The organism is Salmonella sp. WC3 (assembly GCF_042932255.1).
Taxonomy (GTDB): Bacteria; Pseudomonadota; Gammaproteobacteria; order Enterobacterales; family Enterobacteriaceae; genus Salmonella; species Salmonella enterica.
The window spans coordinates 4376595-4396244 of sequence record NZ_CP170629.1 but is presented as its reverse complement, the minus strand read 5'-3'; the positions used below and the strand labels follow the sequence as shown (position 1 = coordinate 4396244).

Genomic DNA, 19650 nt, shown 5'->3' with positions numbered 1-19650 from the left:
AAATTGAAACACAGAACAACGAAAGTTGTTCGTGAGTCTCTCAAATTTTCGCAACACGATGATGAATCGCGAGAAACATCTTCGGGTTGTGAGGTTAAGCGACTAAGCGTACACGGTGGATGCCCTGGCAGTCAGAGGCGATGAAGGGCGTGCTAATCTGCGATAAGCGCCGGTAAGGTGATATGAACCGTTATAACCGGCGATACCCGAATGGGGAAACCCAGTGTGACTCGTCACACTATCATTAACTGAATCCATAGGTTAATGAGGCGAACCGGGGGAACTGAAACATCTAAGTACCCCGAGGAAAAGAAATCAACCGAGATTCCCCCAGTAGCGGCGAGCGAACGGGGAGGAGCCCAGAGCCTGAATCAGCATGTGTGTTAGTGGAAGCGTCTGGAAAGGCGCGCGATACAGGGTGACAGCCCCGTACACAAAAGCGCATGTGCTGTGAGCTCGATGAGTAGGGCGGGACACGTGATATCCTGTCTGAATATGGGGGGACCATCCTCCAAGGCTAAATACTCCTGACTGACCGATAGTGAACCAGTACCGTGAGGGAAAGGCGAAAAGAACCCCGGCGAGGGGAGTGAAAAAGAACCTGAAACCGTGTACGTACAAGCAGTGGGAGCCCCACCACTAAGCCAGTGGTGAACTCCACATACGCATCCTTTGCTGAGGATACGGTTAACGGAGCGAAAGCGACGTTCAACCTCAAAAGAAGCAGAGGGGGCTTAGTGGTGGGGTGACTGCGTACCTTTTGTATAATGGGTCAGCGACTTATATTCTGTAGCAAGGTTAACCGAATAGGGGAGCCGCAGGGAAACCGAGTCTTAACCGGGCGTTAAGTTGCAGGGTATAGACCCGAAACCCGGTGATCTAGCCATGGGCAGGTTGAAGGTTGGGTAACACTAACTGGAGGACCGAACCGACTAATGTTGAAAAATTAGCGGATGACCTGTGGCTGGGGGTGAAAGGCCAATCAAACCGGGAGATAGCTGGTTCTCCCCGAAAGCTATTTAGGTAGCGCCTCGTGAATTCATCTCCGGGGGTAGAGCACTGTTTCGGCTAGGGGGCCATCCCGGCTTACCAACCCGATGCAAACTGCGAATACCGGAGAATGTTATCACGGGAGACACACGGCGGGTGCTAACGTCCGTCGTGAAGAGGGAAACAACCCAGACCGCCAGCTAAGGTCCCAAAGTCATGGTTAAGTGGGAAACGATGTGGGAAGGCCCAGACAGCCAGGATGTTGGCTTAGAAGCAGCCATCATTTAAAGAAAGCGTAATAGCTCACTGGTCGAGTCGGCCTGCGCGGAAGATGTAACGGGGCTAAACCATGCACCGAAGCTGCGGCAGCGACACTATGTGTTGTTGGGTAGGGGAGCGTTCTGTAAGCCTGTGAAGGTGTGTCGTGAGGCATGCTGGAGGTATCAGAAGTGCGAATGCTGACATAAGTAACGATAAAGCGGGTGAAAAGCCCGCTCGCCGGAAGACCAAGGGTTCCTGTCCAACGTTAATCGGGGCAGGGTGAGTCGACCCCTAAGGCGAGGCCGAAAGGCGTAGTCGATGGGAAACGGGTTAATATTCCCGTACTTGGTGTTACTGCGAAGGGGGGACGGAGAAGGCTATGTTGGCCGGGCGACGGTTGTCCCGGTTTAAGCGTGTAGGTGTGTGTTCCAGGTAAATCCGGTTCACTTTAACACTGAGGCGTGACGACGAGGCACTACGGTGCTGAAGCAACAAATGCCCTGCTTCCAGGAAAAGCCTCTAAGCATCAGGTAACATCAAATCGTACCCCAAACCGACACAGGTGGTCAGGTAGAGAATACCAAGGCGCTTGAGAGAACTCGGGTGAAGGAACTAGGCAAAATGGTGCCGTAACTTCGGGAGAAGGCACGCTGACACGTAGGTGAAGTGATTTACTCACGGAGCTGAAGTCAGTCGAAGATACCAGCTGGCTGCAACTGTTTATTAAAAACACAGCACTGTGCAAACACGAAAGTGGACGTATACGGTGTGACGCCTGCCCGGTGCCGGAAGGTTAATTGATGGGGTCAGCGCAAGCGAAGCTCCTGATCGAAGCCCCGGTAAACGGCGGCCGTAACTATAACGGTCCTAAGGTAGCGAAATTCCTTGTCGGGTAAGTTCCGACCTGCACGAATGGCGTAATGATGGCCAGGCTGTCTCCACCCGAGACTCAGTGAAATTGAACTCGCTGTGAAGATGCAGTGTACCCGCGGCAAGACGGAAAGACCCCGTGAACCTTTACTATAGCTTGACACTGAACATTGAGCCTTGATGTGTAGGATAGGTGGGAGGCTTTGAAGCGTGGACGCCAGTCTGCGTGGAGCCGACCTTGAAATACCACCCTTTAATGTTTGATGTTCTAACGTGGACCCGTTACCCGGGTTGCGGACAGTGTCTGGTGGGTAGTTTGACTGGGGCGGTCTCCTCCTAAAGAGTAACGGAGGAGCACGAAGGTTGGCTAATCCTGGTCGGACATCAGGAGGTTAGTGCAATGGCATAAGCCAGCTTGACTGTGAGCGTGACGGCGCGAGCAGGTGCGAAAGCAGGTCATAGTGATCCGGTGGTTCTGAATGGAAGGGCCATCGCTCAACGGATAAAAGGTACTCCGGGGATAACAGGCTGATACCGCCCAAGAGTTCATATCGACGGCGGTGTTTGGCACCTCGATGTCGGCTCATCACATCCTGGGGCTGAAGTAGGTCCCAAGGGTATGGCTGTTCGCCATTTAAAGTGGTACGCGAGCTGGGTTTAGAACGTCGTGAGACAGTTCGGTCCCTATCTGCCGTGGGCGCTGGAGAACTGAGGGGGGCTGCTCCTAGTACGAGAGGACCGGAGTGGACGCATCACTGGTGTTCGGGTTGTCATGCCAATGGCACTGCCCGGTAGCTAAATGCGGAAGAGATAAGTGCTGAAAGCATCTAAGCACGAAACTTGCCCCGAGATGAGTTCTCCCTGAGACTTTAAGTCTCCTGAAGGAACGTTGAAGACGACGACGTTGATAGGCCGGGTGTGTAAGCGCAGCGATGCGTTGAGCTAACCGGTACTAATGAACCGTGAGGCTTAACCTTACAACGCCGAAGATGTTTTGGCGGTTGAGAGATGATTTTCAGCACTGATTCAGAGTTGAGTACGCAATAATTTGCGCAGCAGCAAGGCGGCAAGCGAAGGAAAGGAAGGAGCATACAGAAGTATGTGACTGAGTTTACGAGCGCAGGCAACGCCGCTGATGCGATAAAGAATTGCGTACAGAGCACAAAGAATTTGCCTGGCGGCACTAGCGCGGTGGTCCCACCTGACCCCATGCCGAACTCAGAAGTGAAACGCCGTAGCGCCGATGGTAGTGTGGGGTCTCCCCATGCGAGAGTAGGGAACTGCCAGGCATCAAATTTAGTGTGCTGATATGGCTCAGTTGGTAGAGCGCACCCTTGGTAAGGGTGAGGTCCCCAGTTCGACTCTGGGTATCAGCACCACTTAATACGGTTAAAGTTCGGCATTTGAAAAAGAATTTGTCTGGCGGCAGTAGCACGGTGGTCCCACCTGACCCCATGCCGAACTCAGAAGTGAAACGCCGTAGCGCCGATGGTAGTGTGGGGGCTCCCCATGCGAGAGTAGGGAACTGCCAGACATCAAATAAAACAAAAGGCTCAGTCGAAAGACTGGGCCTTTTGTTTTATCTGTTGTTTGTCGGTGAGTACTCTCCTGAGGAGGACAAATCCGCCGGGAGCGGATTTGAACGTTGCGCAGCAACGGCCCGTAGGGTGGCGGGCAGGACGCCCGCCATAAACTGCCAGACATCAAATAAAGCAAAAGGCTCAATCGAAAGATTGGGCCTTTTTGCATTTATTGACCCGTCCTGAATAGCGTTGACACGTTCCAGACTTAAATCCGGAGAACGTGATGATGACTGAGTTCAAACGCACCCAACGCGATTATCCTCTATCCTTTAAAATAGCCGTCGTTGAGCAGGTCGAAAAAGGCGAGATGACCTATAAACAGGCCCAGCAGCGATATGGCATTCAGGGGCGCTCCACCGTACTTGTCTGGCTGCGTAAATATGGCCGGCTTGACTGGAGACCCGGACTTCCTGACCTGGTGAAGAGGAAACTGCCTGTGGCTCAGACAACTATCCCGCTGACACCCGAGCAAAGAATCAGGGAACTTGAAGAACAGCTTGAGCTGGCAAACCAGAAAGCTGAGTTTTTTGAGTCCGTTATCAACGTCCTGAAAAATGATTACGGGGTAAGTGTTGTAAAAAAGCGGCCCGGCAAGTCCTCACGCAAAGTCAGGCCCCCAAAATAACAGTTACGCGTGCATGTCAGTTCCTGGGGCACAGCAGACAGGCGTGGTACCAGTACAATACAAGATGTAATAAACGGCAGGAGCATCATGCTCAGGTTCTTGATTTTGTTGCCCGTACCCGGTGCCGCCAGCCGCGAATCGGTACGCGTAAACTGCACTATCTGCTGAACATGCAGGCCGATAAAACGCTGAATATCGGACGGGACCGTCTGTTTAATCTGCTGGGTGAATACCGGCTCCTGGTCCCCGTGAAACGGGCATATCACAAAACCACCAACAGCCATCATCGCTTTTACCGGCATCCTAATCTGCTGAAACCCGGCCCTGAACAGGTTACCGCCCTTGAGCCAGAGCAGGTCTGGGTCGCCGATATTACTTACCTTCCACTACGCAGCGGCACGGCCTATCTGAGTCTGGTCACCGATGCCTGCTCCAGAAAAATCGTGGGTTACCATGTCGGGGAAAACCTGCAGACAGAAAATGTGGTAAAGGCGTTCAGGCAGGCTCTGAGGCGGAGAAAAACGACAGGTCCGCTGGTACATCGCTCTGACAGAGGACTGCAATACTGTTCGGTACTTTATCAGTCAGTTCATGAGCGAAACGGAATAACCTTTTCAATGACCGATGGTTACGACTGCTACCAGAATGCGCTGGCTGAGAGAATAAACGGGATACTGAAAAATGAGTTTTTACTCTCGCGTCCTGCAGACCTGGAGCAAGCGCGGGAAATAGTAAAAGAGTCCGTGGCAATTTATAACCATGAACGGCCACACCTGGCCCTGAAATACAAAACGCCCGATGATGTTCATCAGGTGTTTTACAGACAAAAAACTGTCAACCTATATCAGGACTAGTCATATCTCTCTATGGAAAAAGTTATCGGGTAATGACGCCGACGCGTTTTAAACATCTTCGTAGAGTAGATAAAAACCGTTTTAGTCAACGTGATTTCCCGCCATATATCCGCCTGAACCATCGAATGTGAACCGTGCTGAAGTAGATGTACAAACGGCTTTTACTTACGCCTCTAATAAGCAATAGAGATATTCGCTGAGGACTAAGAATCTGGCCCATTAGGCTATTTTATTTGCCAGTTTGGCCCTGGGGCAGTGCTCAAAATCCTCATGTATTACGTGTATGCTCCGGTTTATATCCAGACTGTCTGTAATAATTTACGCCTAATGACCACGCTCTAAGTCTTACTGTATAAAGCGTGTTTGTAATGCGGCTTACGATGCTATCAAGCTACAATTTTGTCTGCATCGGACAAGGAATAGAATAAATACCATCGGGATGGGCGAGTAAGAAAAGAGAGCGTTTTATCGTGTTAACTTTCGGGGGATAGGCTGAACAGATTACGTCGCTGAGTATCCTTACGACCTTTATATTATTACTGAAAGCGCGGCATTGCCGCGCCTGCATGTATCATTTAGAAAGCGCAATGATACCCATCGTCAACCCTGCTACCGCCGCAGCGCCGCCAGCAATAGCGCCTGCTGTCTCCCAGTTATCCTGCGTTGTACCTTTCATACATGTATTGGTATGAACCAGTCGCCCTTGATCGTCATAAACCGGTACGCAGGGAGAATCATGTGCACAACCTGCCAATAAGGTGGTAAGCAATGCAACTGGAATTAGTCTTTTCATGGTGTTACCTCATTAATCAGCGTTTCGCAAAGTACAGCAACGTAAATGCTGGCTCTAACCGCTGCGAAAACGAGAGTTATTTTACCACCACAGAAAAAATGGCCGACATGAGGAATCATCTCAATTCATGTGAATTGTAAAAACTATGGAGAATGCAGAGGTAAGCGGAGAGGGGGAATAGCGGAGATAAAGACGTACCGTTTAAAAAGGCGTCCGAAGACGCCTCTGTTTACCGGTTAATCATGATGGCGATTAAATCGGCGTTTTACAACAACGAAGAATACTGGCACGAAGAAGATAGCTAATAAGGTTGCGGTTAACATTCCCCCCATAACCCCTGTGCCTACTGCGTTCTGTGCACCACTACCTGCGCCACGACTGATAACTAACGGCATTACCCCGAGAATAAAGGCCAGCGAGGTCATTAGAATAGGACGTAAACGCATACGGGATGCTTCCAGCGTCGCTTCAATCAATCCACGTCCTTCTTTTTCCATGAGATCTTTGGCGAACTCAACAATCAGGATGGCGTTTTTAGCAGAAAGGCCAATAGTGGTTAACAAGCCAACCTGGAAGTAAACGTCATTGTTCAGACCGCGCAATGACGCTGCAAGCAGAGCGCCAACCACGCCGAGCGGTACGACCAGCATTACCGAGAACGGAATTGACCAGCTTTCATACAGAGCGGCAAGGCAGAGGAAAACGACAATGAGTGAGATTGCGTACAGCGCCGGCGCCTGGTTACCTGACAACCGTTCCTGATACGACATACCTGTCCAGTCATAGCCAATACCGTTTGGCAGCTGTGAAGCCAGGTTTTCCATTAACGACATGGCTTCACCGGTACTTCGTCCGGGCGCTGCTTCACCGAGCAGTTCCATTGACGGCATCCCGTTATAGCGTTCCAGGCGTGGCGAACCATAAATCCACCGTGCTGAGCTAAAGGTAGAGAAGGGCACCATCTCGCCATTGGCGCTGCGTACATAAAGATTGTTGATATCTCCCGGCAGCATACGGAACTGAGCGTCAGCCTGAACGTATACTTTTTTCACTCGTCCGCGATCGATAAAGTCGTTAACGTAATAGCCGCCCAACGCCGCGGAGATGGTTTCGTTGATATCAGACAGCGAAACACCGAGCGCCTGCGTTTTTTCTTGATCGACATCCAGCTTGAACTGTGGCGTGTCTTCCAGCCCGTTCGGGCGTACGCGCACTAATAGATCAGGATGCTTCGCGACCATACCCAGGAGTTGATTACGCGCTTTTGTTAACGCATCGTGACCGAGTCCTCCCTGATCAATCAGTTCAAAGTCGGAACCTGTCGCGGTACCTAACTCGACAATTGCCGGCATGTTGAAGGGGAACACCAACCCGTCGCGAATCTGGCTGAAGGCGCGTGTCGCTCTGGCGATAACGGCTTCGACGCTATTTTCTTCACCGTTACGCTCTTCCCAGGGTTTAAGGCTGACAAATGCCATCCCTGAGTTTTGTCCCTGACCGCTAAAGCTAAAGCCGTTTACGGTAAACACGCTTTCGACGTTCGCTTTTTCATTATTCAGGTAGTAATGAGTGACTTGATCCAGCACTTTCTGCGTACGTTCTTGCGTAGCGCCAGAGGGGAGCTGAATCATGGTCAGGAATACCCCCTGATCTTCTTCCGGCAGGAAGGAGGTCGGGAGGCGTAAAAACAGAACCGCCATTCCGACTACAATAAGTAGATAGATAATGAGATAGCGACCCGTATTACGCACGATGCCGCTTACGCTGTTAGTATAGTGGTTAACGCTGTGGTCAAACCTGGTATTGAACCAGCCAAAGAAGCCGCTTTTTTTCTCGTGATGTTCAGCAGATACGGGTTTAAGCAGCGTAGCGCACAGTGCTGGCGTCAGAATCAACGCAACCAGAACGGATAGCGCCATTGCTGAAACAATAGTAATAGAGAACTGGCGATAAATTGCCCCGGTCGAGCCGCCAAAAAAGGCCATCGGGATAAATACCGCAGACAGTACCATCGCGATACCAACCAGCGCTCCCTGAATCTGCGACATGGATTTTTCCGTCGCCTCTCGGGGAGAAAGGTTATCCTCCATCATTACACGTTCAACGTTTTCTACGACCACTATCGCATCGTCAACCAACAGCCCTATCGCCAGTACCATACCAAACATCGTCAGGGTATTGATGGAATAGCCAAAGGCGGCGAGTACCGCAAAAGTGCCTAGCAACACGACAGGAACAGCGATGGTAGGAATCAGGGGTGCCCGGATATTCTGTAAGAACAGATACATTACCAGGAACACCAGAATAATCGCTTCAAACAGCGTTTTTACCACTTCGTGGATAGATATTTTTACGAAGGGCGTTGTGTCATAAGGATAAACCACCTTCATTCCCTGAGGGAAGAAAGGCTGCAGCTCCGCCAGTTTCGCTTTGATTGCGGTTGCGGTATCCAGCGCGTTAGCGCCGGTCGCCAGTTTAATACCGAGACCGGAGGCCGGTTTACCGTTAATGCGCGCTACAACGTTATAGTTTTCACCGCCAAGCTCAATACGCGCGACATCTTTGAGATGGACGACAGAACCGTCGGTATTGACACGCAACGTAACTTTGCCGAACTCTTCCGGATCTTTCAGACGCGTTTGGGCGATGATTGAGGCGTTAAGTTGCTGGCCCGGTAATGCTGGCGTACCGCCCAGTTGGCCTGCCGCAATCTGGTCGTTCTGTACTTTTAACTGGTTGATGACGTCAACTGGCGTGAGTTGGTATTTATTTAGCAGATTCGCATCCAGCCAGATACGCATGGCGTACTGTGCGCCAAAGAGCTGAACGTCGCCCACACCATTCAGACGGCTGATAGAATCCTTAATGTTAGAGGCGACATAGTCAGAGATGTCGTCCTGGGTAGTGTTCGGATTATCCGAGACGAATCCGGCGACCATCAAAAAGCTGCTGCTGGACTTTTCAACGCTAATCCCCTGCTGCTGGACTTCTTGCGGCAGTAAAGGCGTGGCGAGCTGCAATTTATTTTGCACCTGAACCTGCGCGATATCCGGATCGGTTCCGGACTGGAAGGTCAGGGTGATGGTCACGCTACCAGCAGAGTCGCTGGTAGAGGACATATACATCAGGTTATCGATACCGTTCATATTTTGTTCGATAACCTGAGTAACCGTATCCTGTACCGTCTGCGCATCCGCGCCAGGATAGGTTGCAGAAATAGAAACCGCTGGCGGCGCAATGGTTGGATACTGCGCAACGGGAAGTTGCATTATTGCCAGTGCGCCAGCCATCATCAGGATAATGGCCAGAACCCAGGCGAAAATAGGACGTCTAATAAAAAAGTTTGCCATGTACGGTTACCTTATTGCGCCGTTTTCGCTGCAGGAGCATCGGTAGTGGCTTTCACCTGGACGCCCGGTCGCGCTTTTTGTAAGCCGCTGACGATGACCTTATCGCCCGGTTTTAACCCTTCGCTGATGAGCCATTTATCGCCAATAGCCTGCGCCGCCACGACATTGCGGGCTTCGACCTGGCTTTTATCGTTAACCACCATCACCATTGCGTCGCCGCGCGGCGTGCGGGTCACGCCCTGCTGGGGGACAAGGATGGCATTGGGCTGGACGCCTTCATCAATGCGGGCGCGAACAAACATACCGGGAAGCAGACTGTGTTGCGGGTTAGGGAACACCGCCCTGAGCGTGATAGAGCCGGTGCTTTCATCTACGGTAACGTCGGAAAATTGCAGCGTGCCTTTAATCGGGTAGACCTGACCATTTTCCATTACCAGTTGAACCGTGCTACTGGCGCTGTCTTTATGCAGGTTACCTTGTTCGACGGATTGCTTGAGTCGCATAAAGTCGTTGCTTGATTGCGTCACGTCGACATAAATCGGATCGAGTTGTTGCTTGATTGCGTCACGTCGACATAAATCGGATCGAGTTGTTGCACGGTAGCCAGTTCAGTTGACTGACCATTAGTCACCAGCGCGCCTTCAGTCACATTAGATTTTCCTATACGCCCGCTGATGGGTGAGGTGACTTTGGTATACGCAAGGTTAATACGCGCGCTTTCAACAGCGGCTTTTGCCGCCACAACGGCGGCATCGGCCTGGCGGGCGTCGGCAATCGCCTGATCATATTCCTGTTGGCTGATATATTTTGTGCCGACCAGTGGAACATAGCGTTTGACCGTCAGGTGCGCGATAGCCGCAGCCGCTTCGCTTTTAGCAAGTTCGCCTTTAGCGCTGTCATAATCGGCCTGATAAGTGGCAGGATCGATCTGATAAAGCGACTGTCCGGCCTCTACATCGCTACCTTCGGTGAAGTTTCTTTTAAGCACGATCCCGCTCACCTGGGGGCGAACCTCCGCAATGCGAAATGCGGACGTACGTCCGGGAAGTTCGGTCGTTACGGCTAGCGGCGCTGTTTCGACCACATGGACGGTGACTTGCGGCTCGCCGGCATGAGCTTGGGTATCTCCCTGGTCATTACAACCGGCCAGCAGCGCAGCAGAGAATATGATGAATGAGGGCAGGAGTGAAAACCTGGCATGTTTCGTCATTACTGTTCCTTAAAAAACCGAAAGCTCGTTATTCACCGGATAACGGTAAGGCGTTAACGCGCGAAAAATAGAATAGCAGTGGGGTATCCTACAAATTATTAGCTTGTGATGTAAGCAATACTTATTTTGGGATGGGGTTCACGGCACATAAAAGCAAAAAAAAAGAACTATTCCCTGTCGTTTCATAATGTCCCGATTAGTAAAATCATGATGTTGAATAACATAATTAGAAATATATATTTTATATGAATATGTTTTATTGATTTATTTGTTTTTATTATTGATTTGGCGATATTGTGCGAAATAAAAATGGCTGTCTCTCGTCTGACTAAAAAGGACATGGTAAAGTTGTTTTTTGTGCTGAGTATTTTATCAGCGTATTTATCGTTTTTATGGTCCAGGATATCTTAATTATGGCGAAGAAAACGAAGGCGGATGCGCTTAAAACGCGGCAACATTTGATTGAAACCGCTATTGCGCAGTTCGCTTTGCGCGGCGTTGCCAACACGACGTTGAATGATATCGCTGATGCCGCTGATGTCACGCGGGGCGCCATCTACTGGCACTTTGAGAATAAAACGCAGTTGTTTAATGAGGTTTGGTTACAGCAACCACCTTTACGCGAACTTATTCAGGATAGGCTTACGGGATGCTGGAATGATAATCCTTTACAGGATCTACGAGAGAAATTTATTGCAGCCTTACAATATATTGCGGCAGTGCCTCGTCAGCAGGCATTAATGCAGATTTTATATCATAAATGTGAATTCCATAATGGTATGATATCGGAACAGGCCATTCGGGAGAAGATGGGTTTCCATCATCAGTCGCTGCTTGAAGTATTACAGCGATGTATGGATAAAAAGCTGATCTCAGGCAGTCTTGATCTGGATGTCATATTAATTATTCTGCATGGTAGTTTTAGCGGAATAGTAAAGAACTGGTTAATGAATCCCACAAGTTATGATCTTTATAAGCAGGCGCCTGCATTAGTCGATAATGTATTAAAAATGCTAAGCCCGGATGGCAGTGTGAGGCAATTAATGCCAAATGAACAACAGGCGGAAGAAGCCTGAGATTATTTTGAGTTGATATTATATATTGACCTTGTGAATATATTGGCAGGGTCCCGAATATCGCGAGCAATTTCCTCTGCCGTACGCGGCTTGCCAAGCAGGAACCCCTGAAGCGTATGGCATCCTAACTGGGTCAAAAATTGTTGCTGCGTTTCATTTTCTACCCCTTCTGCCACAATTTGCAGATTTAACGCTTTCGCCAGCGCGACAATAGCCGCAACAATGGTCGCGCCGTCGCCTGCCTCGCTGAGTTCATGTACGAAAGCGCGATCAATTTTTAGTTCGCACGCCGGAAGACGTTTCAGATAGAGAAGGCTGGAATAACCGGTGCCAAAGTCGTCAATAGAGGCCTTAACCCCCATTTCCGTTAATCTGGTGAGTATAGCGACGCTTTGCTCTGGCTTGTTCATCGCCGTGGTTTCGGTGATTTCCAGAATCAATAAATCGGGACGGATACTGTGTCGGGCCAGGCTCCGCGTAATGGTGTCCACAAGCCCGGGCTGCTCAAATTGTAAGGCGGACAGATTTACCGCCACTGACCATAAGGCGTATCCCTGTAAGTGCCACTCGCGGAGCTGTCGACACGCCTCGTCTATCACCCAGCTACCGATAGTGACGATAAGACCCGTTTTTTCCGCCAGCGGTAAAAACTGGTCAGGATTCAGTACGCCTTGTTTTGGATGATACCAGCGCAACAGGGCCTCAAATCCTACAATGGGGCCGGCAGGGGCCTGAAATTTAGGCTGGTACACCAGCCTGAGCTCTTGTCTTTCCAGCGCCAGCCACAGGTCATTCATTAGCTGAAGTTGGGTTTGCGCCAGCATATTCATTGATGGCTGAAAGAAATGGTATCCGTTACGCCCCGTATGTTTCGTGTGGTACATTGCGGCATCGGCGTTGAACATCAGTTCCCGTTCGTTTTTTCCGTCCAGCGGATAGAGCGCTATTCCCACGCTAAGGGTGACGACCAGTTCATACGGATCTATCGTAAAGGGCGCATCTATCGAATGTACCAGCGCGCTGGCAAGGGAAGCCGCTTCGTCAGGCGCGCTGACTTCTGCAAGCAGCACAAATTCGTCGCCGCCAATCCGCGCCAGGGTAAACTGACCGCTCAGCGGTTGGTTCAGACGATGCGTGACCGCTACCAGTAGCTTATCGCCGATATCATGACCATAAGCGTCATTAACGGCTTTAAAGCCATCCAGATCCATAAACAGTAGCGCGAAAGACGTGCTTTCCCGATTCGCTTTGCTGATGGCCTGTTCCAGACGATCCTCAAGGAGTACCCGGTTTGGTAAACGGGTGAGCGTATCATGCAGCGCCAACTGCGCCAGTTCCTGGTTCGCCTGCGCCAGCGAAGAGGCAAGTAGTGCGGTACGGGCCTGAAGCCGGGCGTCAAATAAAGAAACCAGCAGAGTAATACCCAGGATAGTCAGCGCGACCACGCTGACAAGAACGGCCAGCCAGTTGCTATCGACGCCACGATGCTCCATCGGCCAGTTTTGGGGAAAGTGTGCGGCCTTCATGCCGGCGTAATGCATGCCGGCGATAGCTATCCCCATTAATACCGCGGCGCCTGCTCGCCTCAGGGCGACATCTGTTCCCTCATGACGCAGGCGGAACGTGAGCCACAGCGCGCCGCAGGACGCCAGTAGCGCGATAATGATAGAGAGGGCAACCCACGCGCTATTCCAGACGATAATGGAAGCAAATTGCAGCGCCGCCATCCCGGTATAATGCATTGCGCTGATGCCCAGTCCCATCACCAGCGCGCCCGGCAGTAAACGGCGCAGGCGCAGTTTTTCAGCGCTAACCAGCCATAGCGCAAACAGGGAGGAGCCGATCGCGATCAGCATGGAGAGGCCGGTGAGGAACGGATCGAAGCGCATGTTCATCGCGTGATCCATCGCCAGCATCCCGACAAAATGCATCGCCCAAATACCGACGCCCAGCGCGAAGCCGCCGCCCATTAGCCATATTCTGGCGTTTGATCGGGCGCTTCCGGCTACGCGTCCGGCCATATTTAATGCGGTATAGGACGCAAAAATAGCGACAGCAAATGAAACCGCCACAAGGATGTGGTTGTACTCACTAACCGGCATGTATCATTAGCTCATTGGTTATGCAGGAAAAGAACAGGACGAGACAGTATCACCCCTTCTTTTATCCTCAACGTGTTTTAATTCCCTGTTTTTATAAGGGATAAAAGAAATCCGGGTGATAAATAATCATAGGTTAAATCGCCCGGTTCGCTACTCCAGATCGGTACAATTGATCAATTTAAGAGGGTTAACCGAATCCATGTTTCGGCACTTATCCTGTTCAGTCGCCATCAATTCGATCCATTGCATCAAAAGCGCATCAAAAAGAAAAACGGAGACGGCAAAAACAACCAGCCACCAATACTTACGTATCATCGTCAAATCCTGTGTATTCATGCCCATGCGTGCTGGGAATATACATGAAATTTTGACGCTGAAAAGCGGACTTACAATGCTTTTACTTCTCTGAAGATAGCGCGTTTATCCCGACATTTCGCTGCTTTTTGGACAGGTTTTGTGTTTTTCGCTTTTTGACTTTTGCAAGTTCATTTTCTGAATAATGCGAAGTGACGCTCAATCTTCTGAGCCCCATTTTTACGTACTCATTATTGAGTTCAATACCGATAAACTTACGACCTGACGCCGCTGCGACAGCGCCTGTGGTGAAACTGCCTGCGAAAGGGTCCAATACGGTATCGCTCGGGTTAGAAGAGGCCAGTATGATCCGTTTTAACAGCGCGCTGGGCTTTTGCGTAGGATGGTTTTCATATTCATCCATCAGATAACGTACGCGAGGAAATGACCAAACGTTGCCCGGCACTTTTTTCTGATTGTATGGTTGGGGCGGGTTTTTTCGATAATCGATTAGCGCGCGCTTAGCGCCCGTGGTGGTTTCGACCAGAATCGCATCACGGTTAAAGGTATAGCTTTTCGGGTTTTTTACCATCATCAGGATCGGTTCATACATAGAACCAAAGTATTTTTTCGCCTGCACCCCGGAACTATCATAGGACCAGACGATACGGCTTTTGATGGTAAAAAGCGTTCGGCATTTGAGATCGATATACGGCATATTTTCTGTGCTATTCATGATGTACATGGTGCCGTGTTTCTTCAGTACGCGGTGGCACTCATCAATGCATTCATACAGCCAGGCCAGAAAAGACGTTTCGTCCCAGGATTCCACCATACCGTCGAAATCTTTTCCGATATTGTAAGGCGGATCGGCAAAAATTAAGTCAATGCTTTCAGAAGGCAGTTTTTTAAGTTCTGTTAGCGCGTCACCGTGAATAATCTTCTTCGATTCATCGCCAAAGTACTGAGGTTCACATTCCGCTTTCATGACCAAATTCCATGTGATGCGTATAAAAAAGGCGCTTCCCCATGCCGAGTAGCGCCTTTTTAAACAAGCAGTTAGCTAATCGAAATTAGTTCATGCCGTATTTTTTTAATTTTTTACGCAGCGTACCACGGTTGATGCCCATCATCAGAGCAGCACGGGTCTGGTTACCACGGGTGTATTGCATCACCATGTCCAACAGGGGCTGTTCTACTTCAGCCAGTACCAGCTCATACAGGTCATTAACGTCCTGACCATTCAGTTGAGCAAAATAGTTCTTCAGTGCCTGTTTAACCGAGTCACGCAGGGGTTTTTGGGTTACCTGATCCTGAGAGTTAACGGTAGATACGGTCAGTACGTCAGAATTTACGCGTTGTTCGAACATAGTTCTGTCAGCTCTTTATTTCTGTTTACGCAAAATTTTCGAAGTATGCCTCCAACGCCTCCAGCTGTTCGCTGGCGTCCTCAATAGCGTTGAATGTGCGCCGAAACTGGTCGTCTGGAGCGTGCTCCTGGAGATACCAGGAGACGTGTTTACGCGCGATTCGGTACCCTTTTGCCTGACCGTAAAAGTCATGCAGTTCCCGAACATGCGTGCAAAGCAAGCGCTTTACCTCTGCCAGCGGCAGCGGCGGAAGCAGCTCCCCAGTGTCCAGATAATGCTGGATTTCCCGAAAGATCCAGGGTCTTCCCTGAGCTGCGCGGCCTATCATCAGGGCATCCGCCCCTGTATAGTCGAGAACAGCTCTGGCTTTATGCGGGTTAGTAATGTCGCCATTCGCGATAATCGGAATGGAAACTTTCTGCTTAACTGCCCGAATACTGTCGTATTCAGCTTCTCCGTTGAACAAACAGGCGCGGGTGCGGCCATGAATGGTCAGAGCCTGAATACCACAATCTTCAGCCAGTTGGGCAATCTCTACGCAGTTACGGTGTTCCGGCGCCCAGCCGGTGCGAATCTTGAGAGTCACAGGAACGTCCACTGCGTTTACGACCCCGATGAGTATAGACTTCACTAAATCCGGGTACTGCAAGAGGGCTGAACCTGCCAGCTTACGATTCACTTTCTTCGCCGGGCACCCCATATTGATATCAATAATCTGGGCGCCGCTTTCCACGTTAATACGTGCGGCATCGGCCATCTCAACAGGGTCGCTACCGGCAATTTGCACCGTGCGAATTCCTGGCTCATCAACGTGCACCATCCGTAAACGAGATTTATCGCTTTCCCACACTTGCGGGTTAGAAGACATCATCTCGGATACTGTCAATCCTGCTCCCATCTCATAGCACAGCGTCCGGAAAGGTCTGTCAGTAATGCCAGCCATGGGCGCTGCGATCAGGCGATTTCTGAGCTGATATTGTCCGATGCGCATGAGTTAAGAAATGACCATACTGTGACTGCAAGGCGGCGTATATTACGCATTTTTTGCACGAGATGAAAGGCCAAACTTTGAACAATCCACTGTTGTAGATCAATGAATCGTGCTTAAAAACAGCAAAATAAATTTATAATTCAGTAAAATCATAGGGTTATTTATTGTCGGCGGTTTTGTACGCGCTTACAAATTCCCGTAACTTCTCTCTATTTCTTCGTCCAGAAACAAGATAAGCGGAATAATCTGCTTTTTTTATAAGCTAATTACCCCAAATGAATGGGATCGCCGTCTCGTTTCAGGACAAGATCACTTCCCGCTGCGCGTGACTTTTCTCCATTGCCAGTCGGAAGGGGGCGCACAGATGCGCTTTTGTGTTCATGAATGGCACGCATAAATTTTTCCAGCTGTGCTGAAGAGCGCGTTAGCGGATGCTGCAGAACAACCCGGACAGCATTACTAAGTACGAGGGCGATGGCTGCGACCCGTTAAAACGCCAGTACCTTTTGTCCGCTGGTAGCAGCTGTTTATCCAGACGGATAGTGACAAAGAAGTCATTTCAGGCATTCATTTGATGAATTTAATGATGTCTCGGTGCCTGAAAGGCGTTAAGGCAGTTGTGTGGAGAAAAGCGTGGCCGGGCGACCACGCTGACAAGAATTATTTCTTACGGCCAGTAATGCGGCACCACTCTTCTTTTTCGACGACCGGGTCGAGAGTGAAAAGCTCGGCGTAAGCATCACAGACGCTTTCCGCCTGGCTGGCGAGAATACCTGAAAGCCCCAGCAGACCGCCCTCAACGGGCAGTACGCTGATTAACGGGGCCAGTTCGCGTAATGGGCCTGCCAGGATGTTAGCGACGACCACGTCGGCTTTCATGGCTTCTGGCTGGTCTTTCGGCAGGTACAGCTCCAGCCGGTCAGACACGCCGTTGCGTTCGGCATTATCGCGACTGGCCTGAATAGCTTGCGGATCGATATCAATACCAATCGCTTTTGCCGCTCCCAGTTTCAGCGCGGCAATTGCCAGAATGCCTGAACCGCAGCCAAAGTCGATCACTGTTTTGCCGTTGAGATCGAGCCCGTCCAGCCATTGCAGACATAAAGAGGTGGTGGGGTGCGTACCCGTACCGAACGCCAGTCCCGGGTCGAGCATCACGTTGACGGCATTCTCGTCCGGAATGTTACGCCAGCTGGGACAGATCCACAGACGCTCGCCAAAACGCATCGGATGGAAATTATCCATCCATTCGCGTTCCCAGTCTTTATCTTCCAGTTGTTCGATTTTATGGGCAAATCCGGTACCCAGCAGCGGATGTTGCTCCAGAATCGCGACAACGTCTTTCATGTCGGTTTCGGCGTCGAACAGACCGATCACATCGGTATCGCCCCACAGACGGGTTTCGCCCGGCAACGGCTCAAAAACCGGCGTATCGTGCGTATCCTGAAAGGTAATGGAAACGGCGCCCGCTTCCATCAGCGCATCACTCAGCTCTTCAGCATTCGCGCCGGTGGTATTCAGTTTCAATTGGATCCATGGCATGGCAAAACTCTTTATTTATCAGTAGACAATACGGTGGCTTGCGAAGCGGAAGAGCCGAATCGGTTTCCGATCAAAAAAGCCAATAAACTTAACAGTAACGCGGGCACAATCGGATGAAAGCCCAGATACTGAATATTAAATGTGGCAAGCAGGGCATATAGCACGCCGCCCACGATCATGGCGCTTAATGCGCCTGCCGCGTTTGCCCGCTCCCAGTAAAGACCCAATACCAGCGGCCATAAGAACACCGCTTCCAGGCCGCCAAACGCCAGCAGGTTGAGCCAAATGATCATCTCTGGCGGTTTCCATGCGGCCAGTAGCAACAGCGCGCCTAGCAGTAATGTAATCACTGCCGACATACGCTTCAGCCGGATCTCATTTTGCATCTGATCGGGGCGCAGGTTGAGATAGAGATCTTTAATGATCGTCGCGGAACTTTGCAGCAGTTGGGCGTTAATTGTTGACATGATCGCCGCCATTGGCGCAGCAAGGAAGATCCCGGCGGCAAACGGCGGCAAAACTTTCACCATTAGCGTTGGGATCACCAGATCCGGCACCGTCAGATCCGGAAGCACCGCGCGACCCAGCGCGCCGGCAAGGTGCATCCCGAACATTAAAATCGCCACGACAATCGTACCGATAATAATGCCCCGGTGTACCGCTTTACTGTCTTTATAGGAGATGCAGCGCACCGCCGTATGCGGCAGGCCAATCACACCAAAACAGACCAGTACCCAAAAAGAGGTCATAAAGGCGGGAGAAAGTATGTCATCGGCGCCCTGCGGCGTTACCAGTTTGGGGTCGAGAGCGTGCAGCGTGTCAACGGCCTGACTTAGACCGCCCGCCGCATGCACCACGCCCACCAGCAGCACTATCGTGCCGACCAGCATCACCAGGCCCTGTAGCGTATCGTTAAGTACGCTGGCGCGAAAGCCGCCAAACGCCGTATAGAGTGCGATACTGACGCCAAATATCAGCAGGCCGGTTTCGTAGGGAATTCCCGCCGCAGTTTCCAGCAGTCGCGCGCCGCCGATAAATTGTACGGTCATTGCGCCAATAAACGCGACCAATAAACTCAGGCTTGCCAACCACACCAGCAGGCGGCTTTGGTAACGAGCGAATAACATATCGTTAAGCGTGACGGCATTATAGCGACGCGCCAGGATAGCGAATTTTTTACCCAGAATACCCAGTGAAAGCCAGACGGCGGGAAGCTGGATCATCGCCAGCAAGACCCAGCCCAGACCGTATTTATAAGCCGCGCCGGGACCGCCGATAAATGAACTGGCGCTAATATAGGTGGCGGTAAGCGTCATCGCGAGCACGATCCCGCCCATCGAACGGCTGCCAAGAAAATATTCGTTTAAAAAGGTGCCGGCGGTACGCTTGCGCATAGCGTAAATCGAGACCCCGAAGACCACGACCAGATAGGCTACCAGCGGTAGAATGACCTCAAGCTGCATCGTCATCCTCCAGCGGAATGTCGCGATAAATGAATTTCACCATCGCCCAGCACAGCAAAATAAAGACCAGCGGCGTCAATAAGCAGGCCATCTCGAACCAGTGCGGCAGACCGGTAATTCCCGGAGAGTCTCCAGGTAAGTAAGCAGCCACTAACCATGCCGCCAGATAGCAAAGGGTCAGCCACAGCGCCCAGCGCGCCTCTTTATGGGCCTGAACAAAACGAGCGTCCATTTTTTGTCCCTTATGGGTGAAGAAAGCGGGAATTGTACATGATG

At 50.8% G+C, this 19650-nt stretch carries 12 protein-coding genes, 1 tRNA gene, 3 rRNA genes and 1 pseudogene; 6 read left to right on the top strand and 11 right to left on the bottom strand.

Features of this window, described 5'->3' with window-relative positions; genetic code table 11:
* Positions 1-92 precede the first annotated feature (92 nt).
* From ACFK9X_RS21495 to ACFK9X_RS21475, 5 genes are all read left to right on the top strand, one after another.
* Positions 93-3098: ribosomal RNA gene (locus tag ACFK9X_RS21495) — 23S ribosomal RNA — on the top strand.
* A gap of 196 nt (positions 3099-3294) precedes the next feature.
* Positions 3295-3410 (top strand): 5S ribosomal RNA (gene rrf, locus ACFK9X_RS21490).
* A gap of 14 nt (positions 3411-3424) precedes the next feature.
* A tRNA-Thr gene (locus ACFK9X_RS21485) sits at positions 3425-3500 on the top strand.
* A 39-nt stretch (positions 3501-3539) separates the two neighbouring features.
* A 5S ribosomal RNA gene (rrf, locus tag ACFK9X_RS21480) occupies positions 3540-3655 on the top strand.
* Positions 3656-3927: 272 nt separating this feature from the next.
* Positions 3928-5183, top strand: a protein-coding gene (locus ACFK9X_RS21475) for an IS3-like element ISSen1 family transposase (protein WP_151117656.1) whose coding sequence is annotated in 2 segments (ribosomal slippage) — positions 3928-4279 and positions 4279-5183 — 1257 coding nt in all. Because the reading frame shifts where the segments join, the coding sequence is not laid out codon by codon here.
* 571 nt (positions 5184-5754) lie between these two features.
* Here the strand turns inward: ACFK9X_RS21475 and ACFK9X_RS21470 are convergent.
* The 3 genes and pseudogenes from ACFK9X_RS21470 to ACFK9X_RS21460 all read right to left on the bottom strand — a co-directional run bounded on the left by ACFK9X_RS21470 (position 5755) and on the right by ACFK9X_RS21460 (position 10536).
* Entirely contained in the window at positions 5755-5976 is a 222-nt protein-coding gene (locus tag ACFK9X_RS21470) for a membrane protein (RefSeq protein WP_000825645.1), read from the bottom strand.
* Between the two features lie 236 nt (positions 5977-6212).
* Entirely contained in the window at positions 6213-9326 is a 3114-nt protein-coding gene (locus ACFK9X_RS21465) for an efflux RND transporter permease subunit (RefSeq protein ID WP_151117654.1), read from the bottom strand.
* Positions 9327-9337: 11 nt separating this feature from the next.
* Positions 9338-10536: pseudogene (locus tag ACFK9X_RS21460) on the bottom strand (efflux RND transporter periplasmic adaptor subunit).
* Between the two features lie 413 nt (positions 10537-10949).
* Here ACFK9X_RS21460 and envR point away from each other — a divergent pair.
* A complete protein-coding gene (envR, locus tag ACFK9X_RS21455; RefSeq protein ID WP_001085725.1) occupies positions 10950-11612 on the top strand; it encodes an acrEF/envCD operon transcriptional regulator in 663 nt (220 codons plus the stop codon).
* Between the two features lie 2 nt (positions 11613-11614).
* Here envR and ACFK9X_RS21450 read toward each other — a convergent pair whose 3' ends face one another.
* The 8 genes from ACFK9X_RS21450 to ACFK9X_RS21415 form a co-directional block, all read right to left on the bottom strand.
* Complete coding sequence (locus tag ACFK9X_RS21450; protein ID WP_023209038.1) at positions 11615-13714, bottom strand: bifunctional diguanylate cyclase/phosphodiesterase; 2100 nt, start codon at positions 13712-13714, stop codon at positions 11615-11617.
* A 150-nt stretch (positions 13715-13864) separates the two neighbouring features.
* Positions 13865-14029: a DUF2556 family protein gene (locus ACFK9X_RS21445; RefSeq protein ID WP_000620015.1), complete on the bottom strand. Its 165-nt coding sequence runs from the start codon at positions 14027-14029 to the stop codon at positions 13865-13867.
* Between the two features lie 82 nt (positions 14030-14111).
* Positions 14112-14996, bottom strand: coding sequence for an adenine-specific DNA-methyltransferase (gene yhdJ, locus ACFK9X_RS21440; protein WP_000642613.1), 885 nt, complete (start codon positions 14994-14996; stop codon positions 14112-14114).
* An 85-nt stretch (positions 14997-15081) separates the two neighbouring features.
* Positions 15082-15378 (bottom strand): DNA-binding transcriptional regulator Fis, encoded by a 297-nt coding sequence (gene fis, locus ACFK9X_RS21435; protein ID WP_000462905.1) that lies wholly within the window; start codon positions 15376-15378, stop codon positions 15082-15084.
* 25 nt (positions 15379-15403) lie between these two features.
* Positions 15404-16369: a tRNA dihydrouridine synthase DusB gene (gene dusB, locus ACFK9X_RS21430; RefSeq protein ID WP_001219664.1), complete on the bottom strand. Its 966-nt coding sequence runs from the start codon at positions 16367-16369 to the stop codon at positions 15404-15406.
* Positions 16370-17029: 660 nt separating this feature from the next.
* Positions 17030-17911, bottom strand: a complete 882-nt coding sequence (gene prmA / locus ACFK9X_RS21425) for a 50S ribosomal protein L11 methyltransferase (protein ID WP_151117652.1) — start codon at positions 17909-17911, stop codon at positions 17030-17032.
* An 11-nt stretch (positions 17912-17922) separates the two neighbouring features.
* The gene (gene panF / locus ACFK9X_RS21420; protein WP_001175750.1) at positions 17923-19374 is read right to left on the bottom strand and encodes a sodium/pantothenate symporter; all 1452 of its coding nucleotides are present in this window, start codon (positions 19372-19374) and stop codon (positions 17923-17925) included.
* Positions 19364-19606 (bottom strand): YhdT family protein, encoded by a 243-nt coding sequence (locus tag ACFK9X_RS21415; RefSeq protein WP_000340016.1) that lies wholly within the window; start codon positions 19604-19606, stop codon positions 19364-19366. Before ACFK9X_RS21415 ends, panF begins: the two co-directional genes overlap by 11 nt.
* Positions 19607-19650 lie beyond the last annotated feature (44 nt).

Coding starts and splice junctions, on each gene's coding strand:
- ACFK9X_RS21470 (WP_000825645.1), bottom strand. CDS start 5,976: ATGAAAAGACTAATTCCAGTTGCATTGCTTACCACCTTATTGGCAGGT.
- ACFK9X_RS21465 (WP_151117654.1), bottom strand. CDS start 9,326: ATGGCAAACTTTTTTATTAGACGTCCTATTTTCGCCTGGGTTCTGGCC.
- envR (WP_001085725.1), top strand. CDS start 10,950: ATGGCGAAGAAAACGAAGGCGGATGCGCTTAAAACGCGGCAACATTTG.
- ACFK9X_RS21450 (WP_023209038.1), bottom strand. CDS start 13,714: ATGCCGGTTAGTGAGTACAACCACATCCTTGTGGCGGTTTCATTTGCT.
- ACFK9X_RS21445 (WP_000620015.1), bottom strand. CDS start 14,029: ATGATACGTAAGTATTGGTGGCTGGTTGTTTTTGCCGTCTCCGTTTTT.
- yhdJ (WP_000642613.1), bottom strand. CDS start 14,996: ATGAAAGCGGAATGTGAACCTCAGTACTTTGGCGATGAATCGAAGAAG.
- fis (WP_000462905.1), bottom strand. CDS start 15,378: ATGTTCGAACAACGCGTAAATTCTGACGTACTGACCGTATCTACCGTT.
- dusB (WP_001219664.1), bottom strand. CDS start 16,369: ATGCGCATCGGACAATATCAGCTCAGAAATCGCCTGATCGCAGCGCCC.
- prmA (WP_151117652.1), bottom strand. CDS start 17,911: ATGCCATGGATCCAATTGAAACTGAATACCACCGGCGCGAATGCTGAA.
- panF (WP_001175750.1), bottom strand. CDS start 19,374: ATGCAGCTTGAGGTCATTCTACCGCTGGTAGCCTATCTGGTCGTGGTC.
- ACFK9X_RS21415 (WP_000340016.1), bottom strand. CDS start 19,606: ATGGACGCTCGTTTTGTTCAGGCCCATAAAGAGGCGCGCTGGGCGCTG.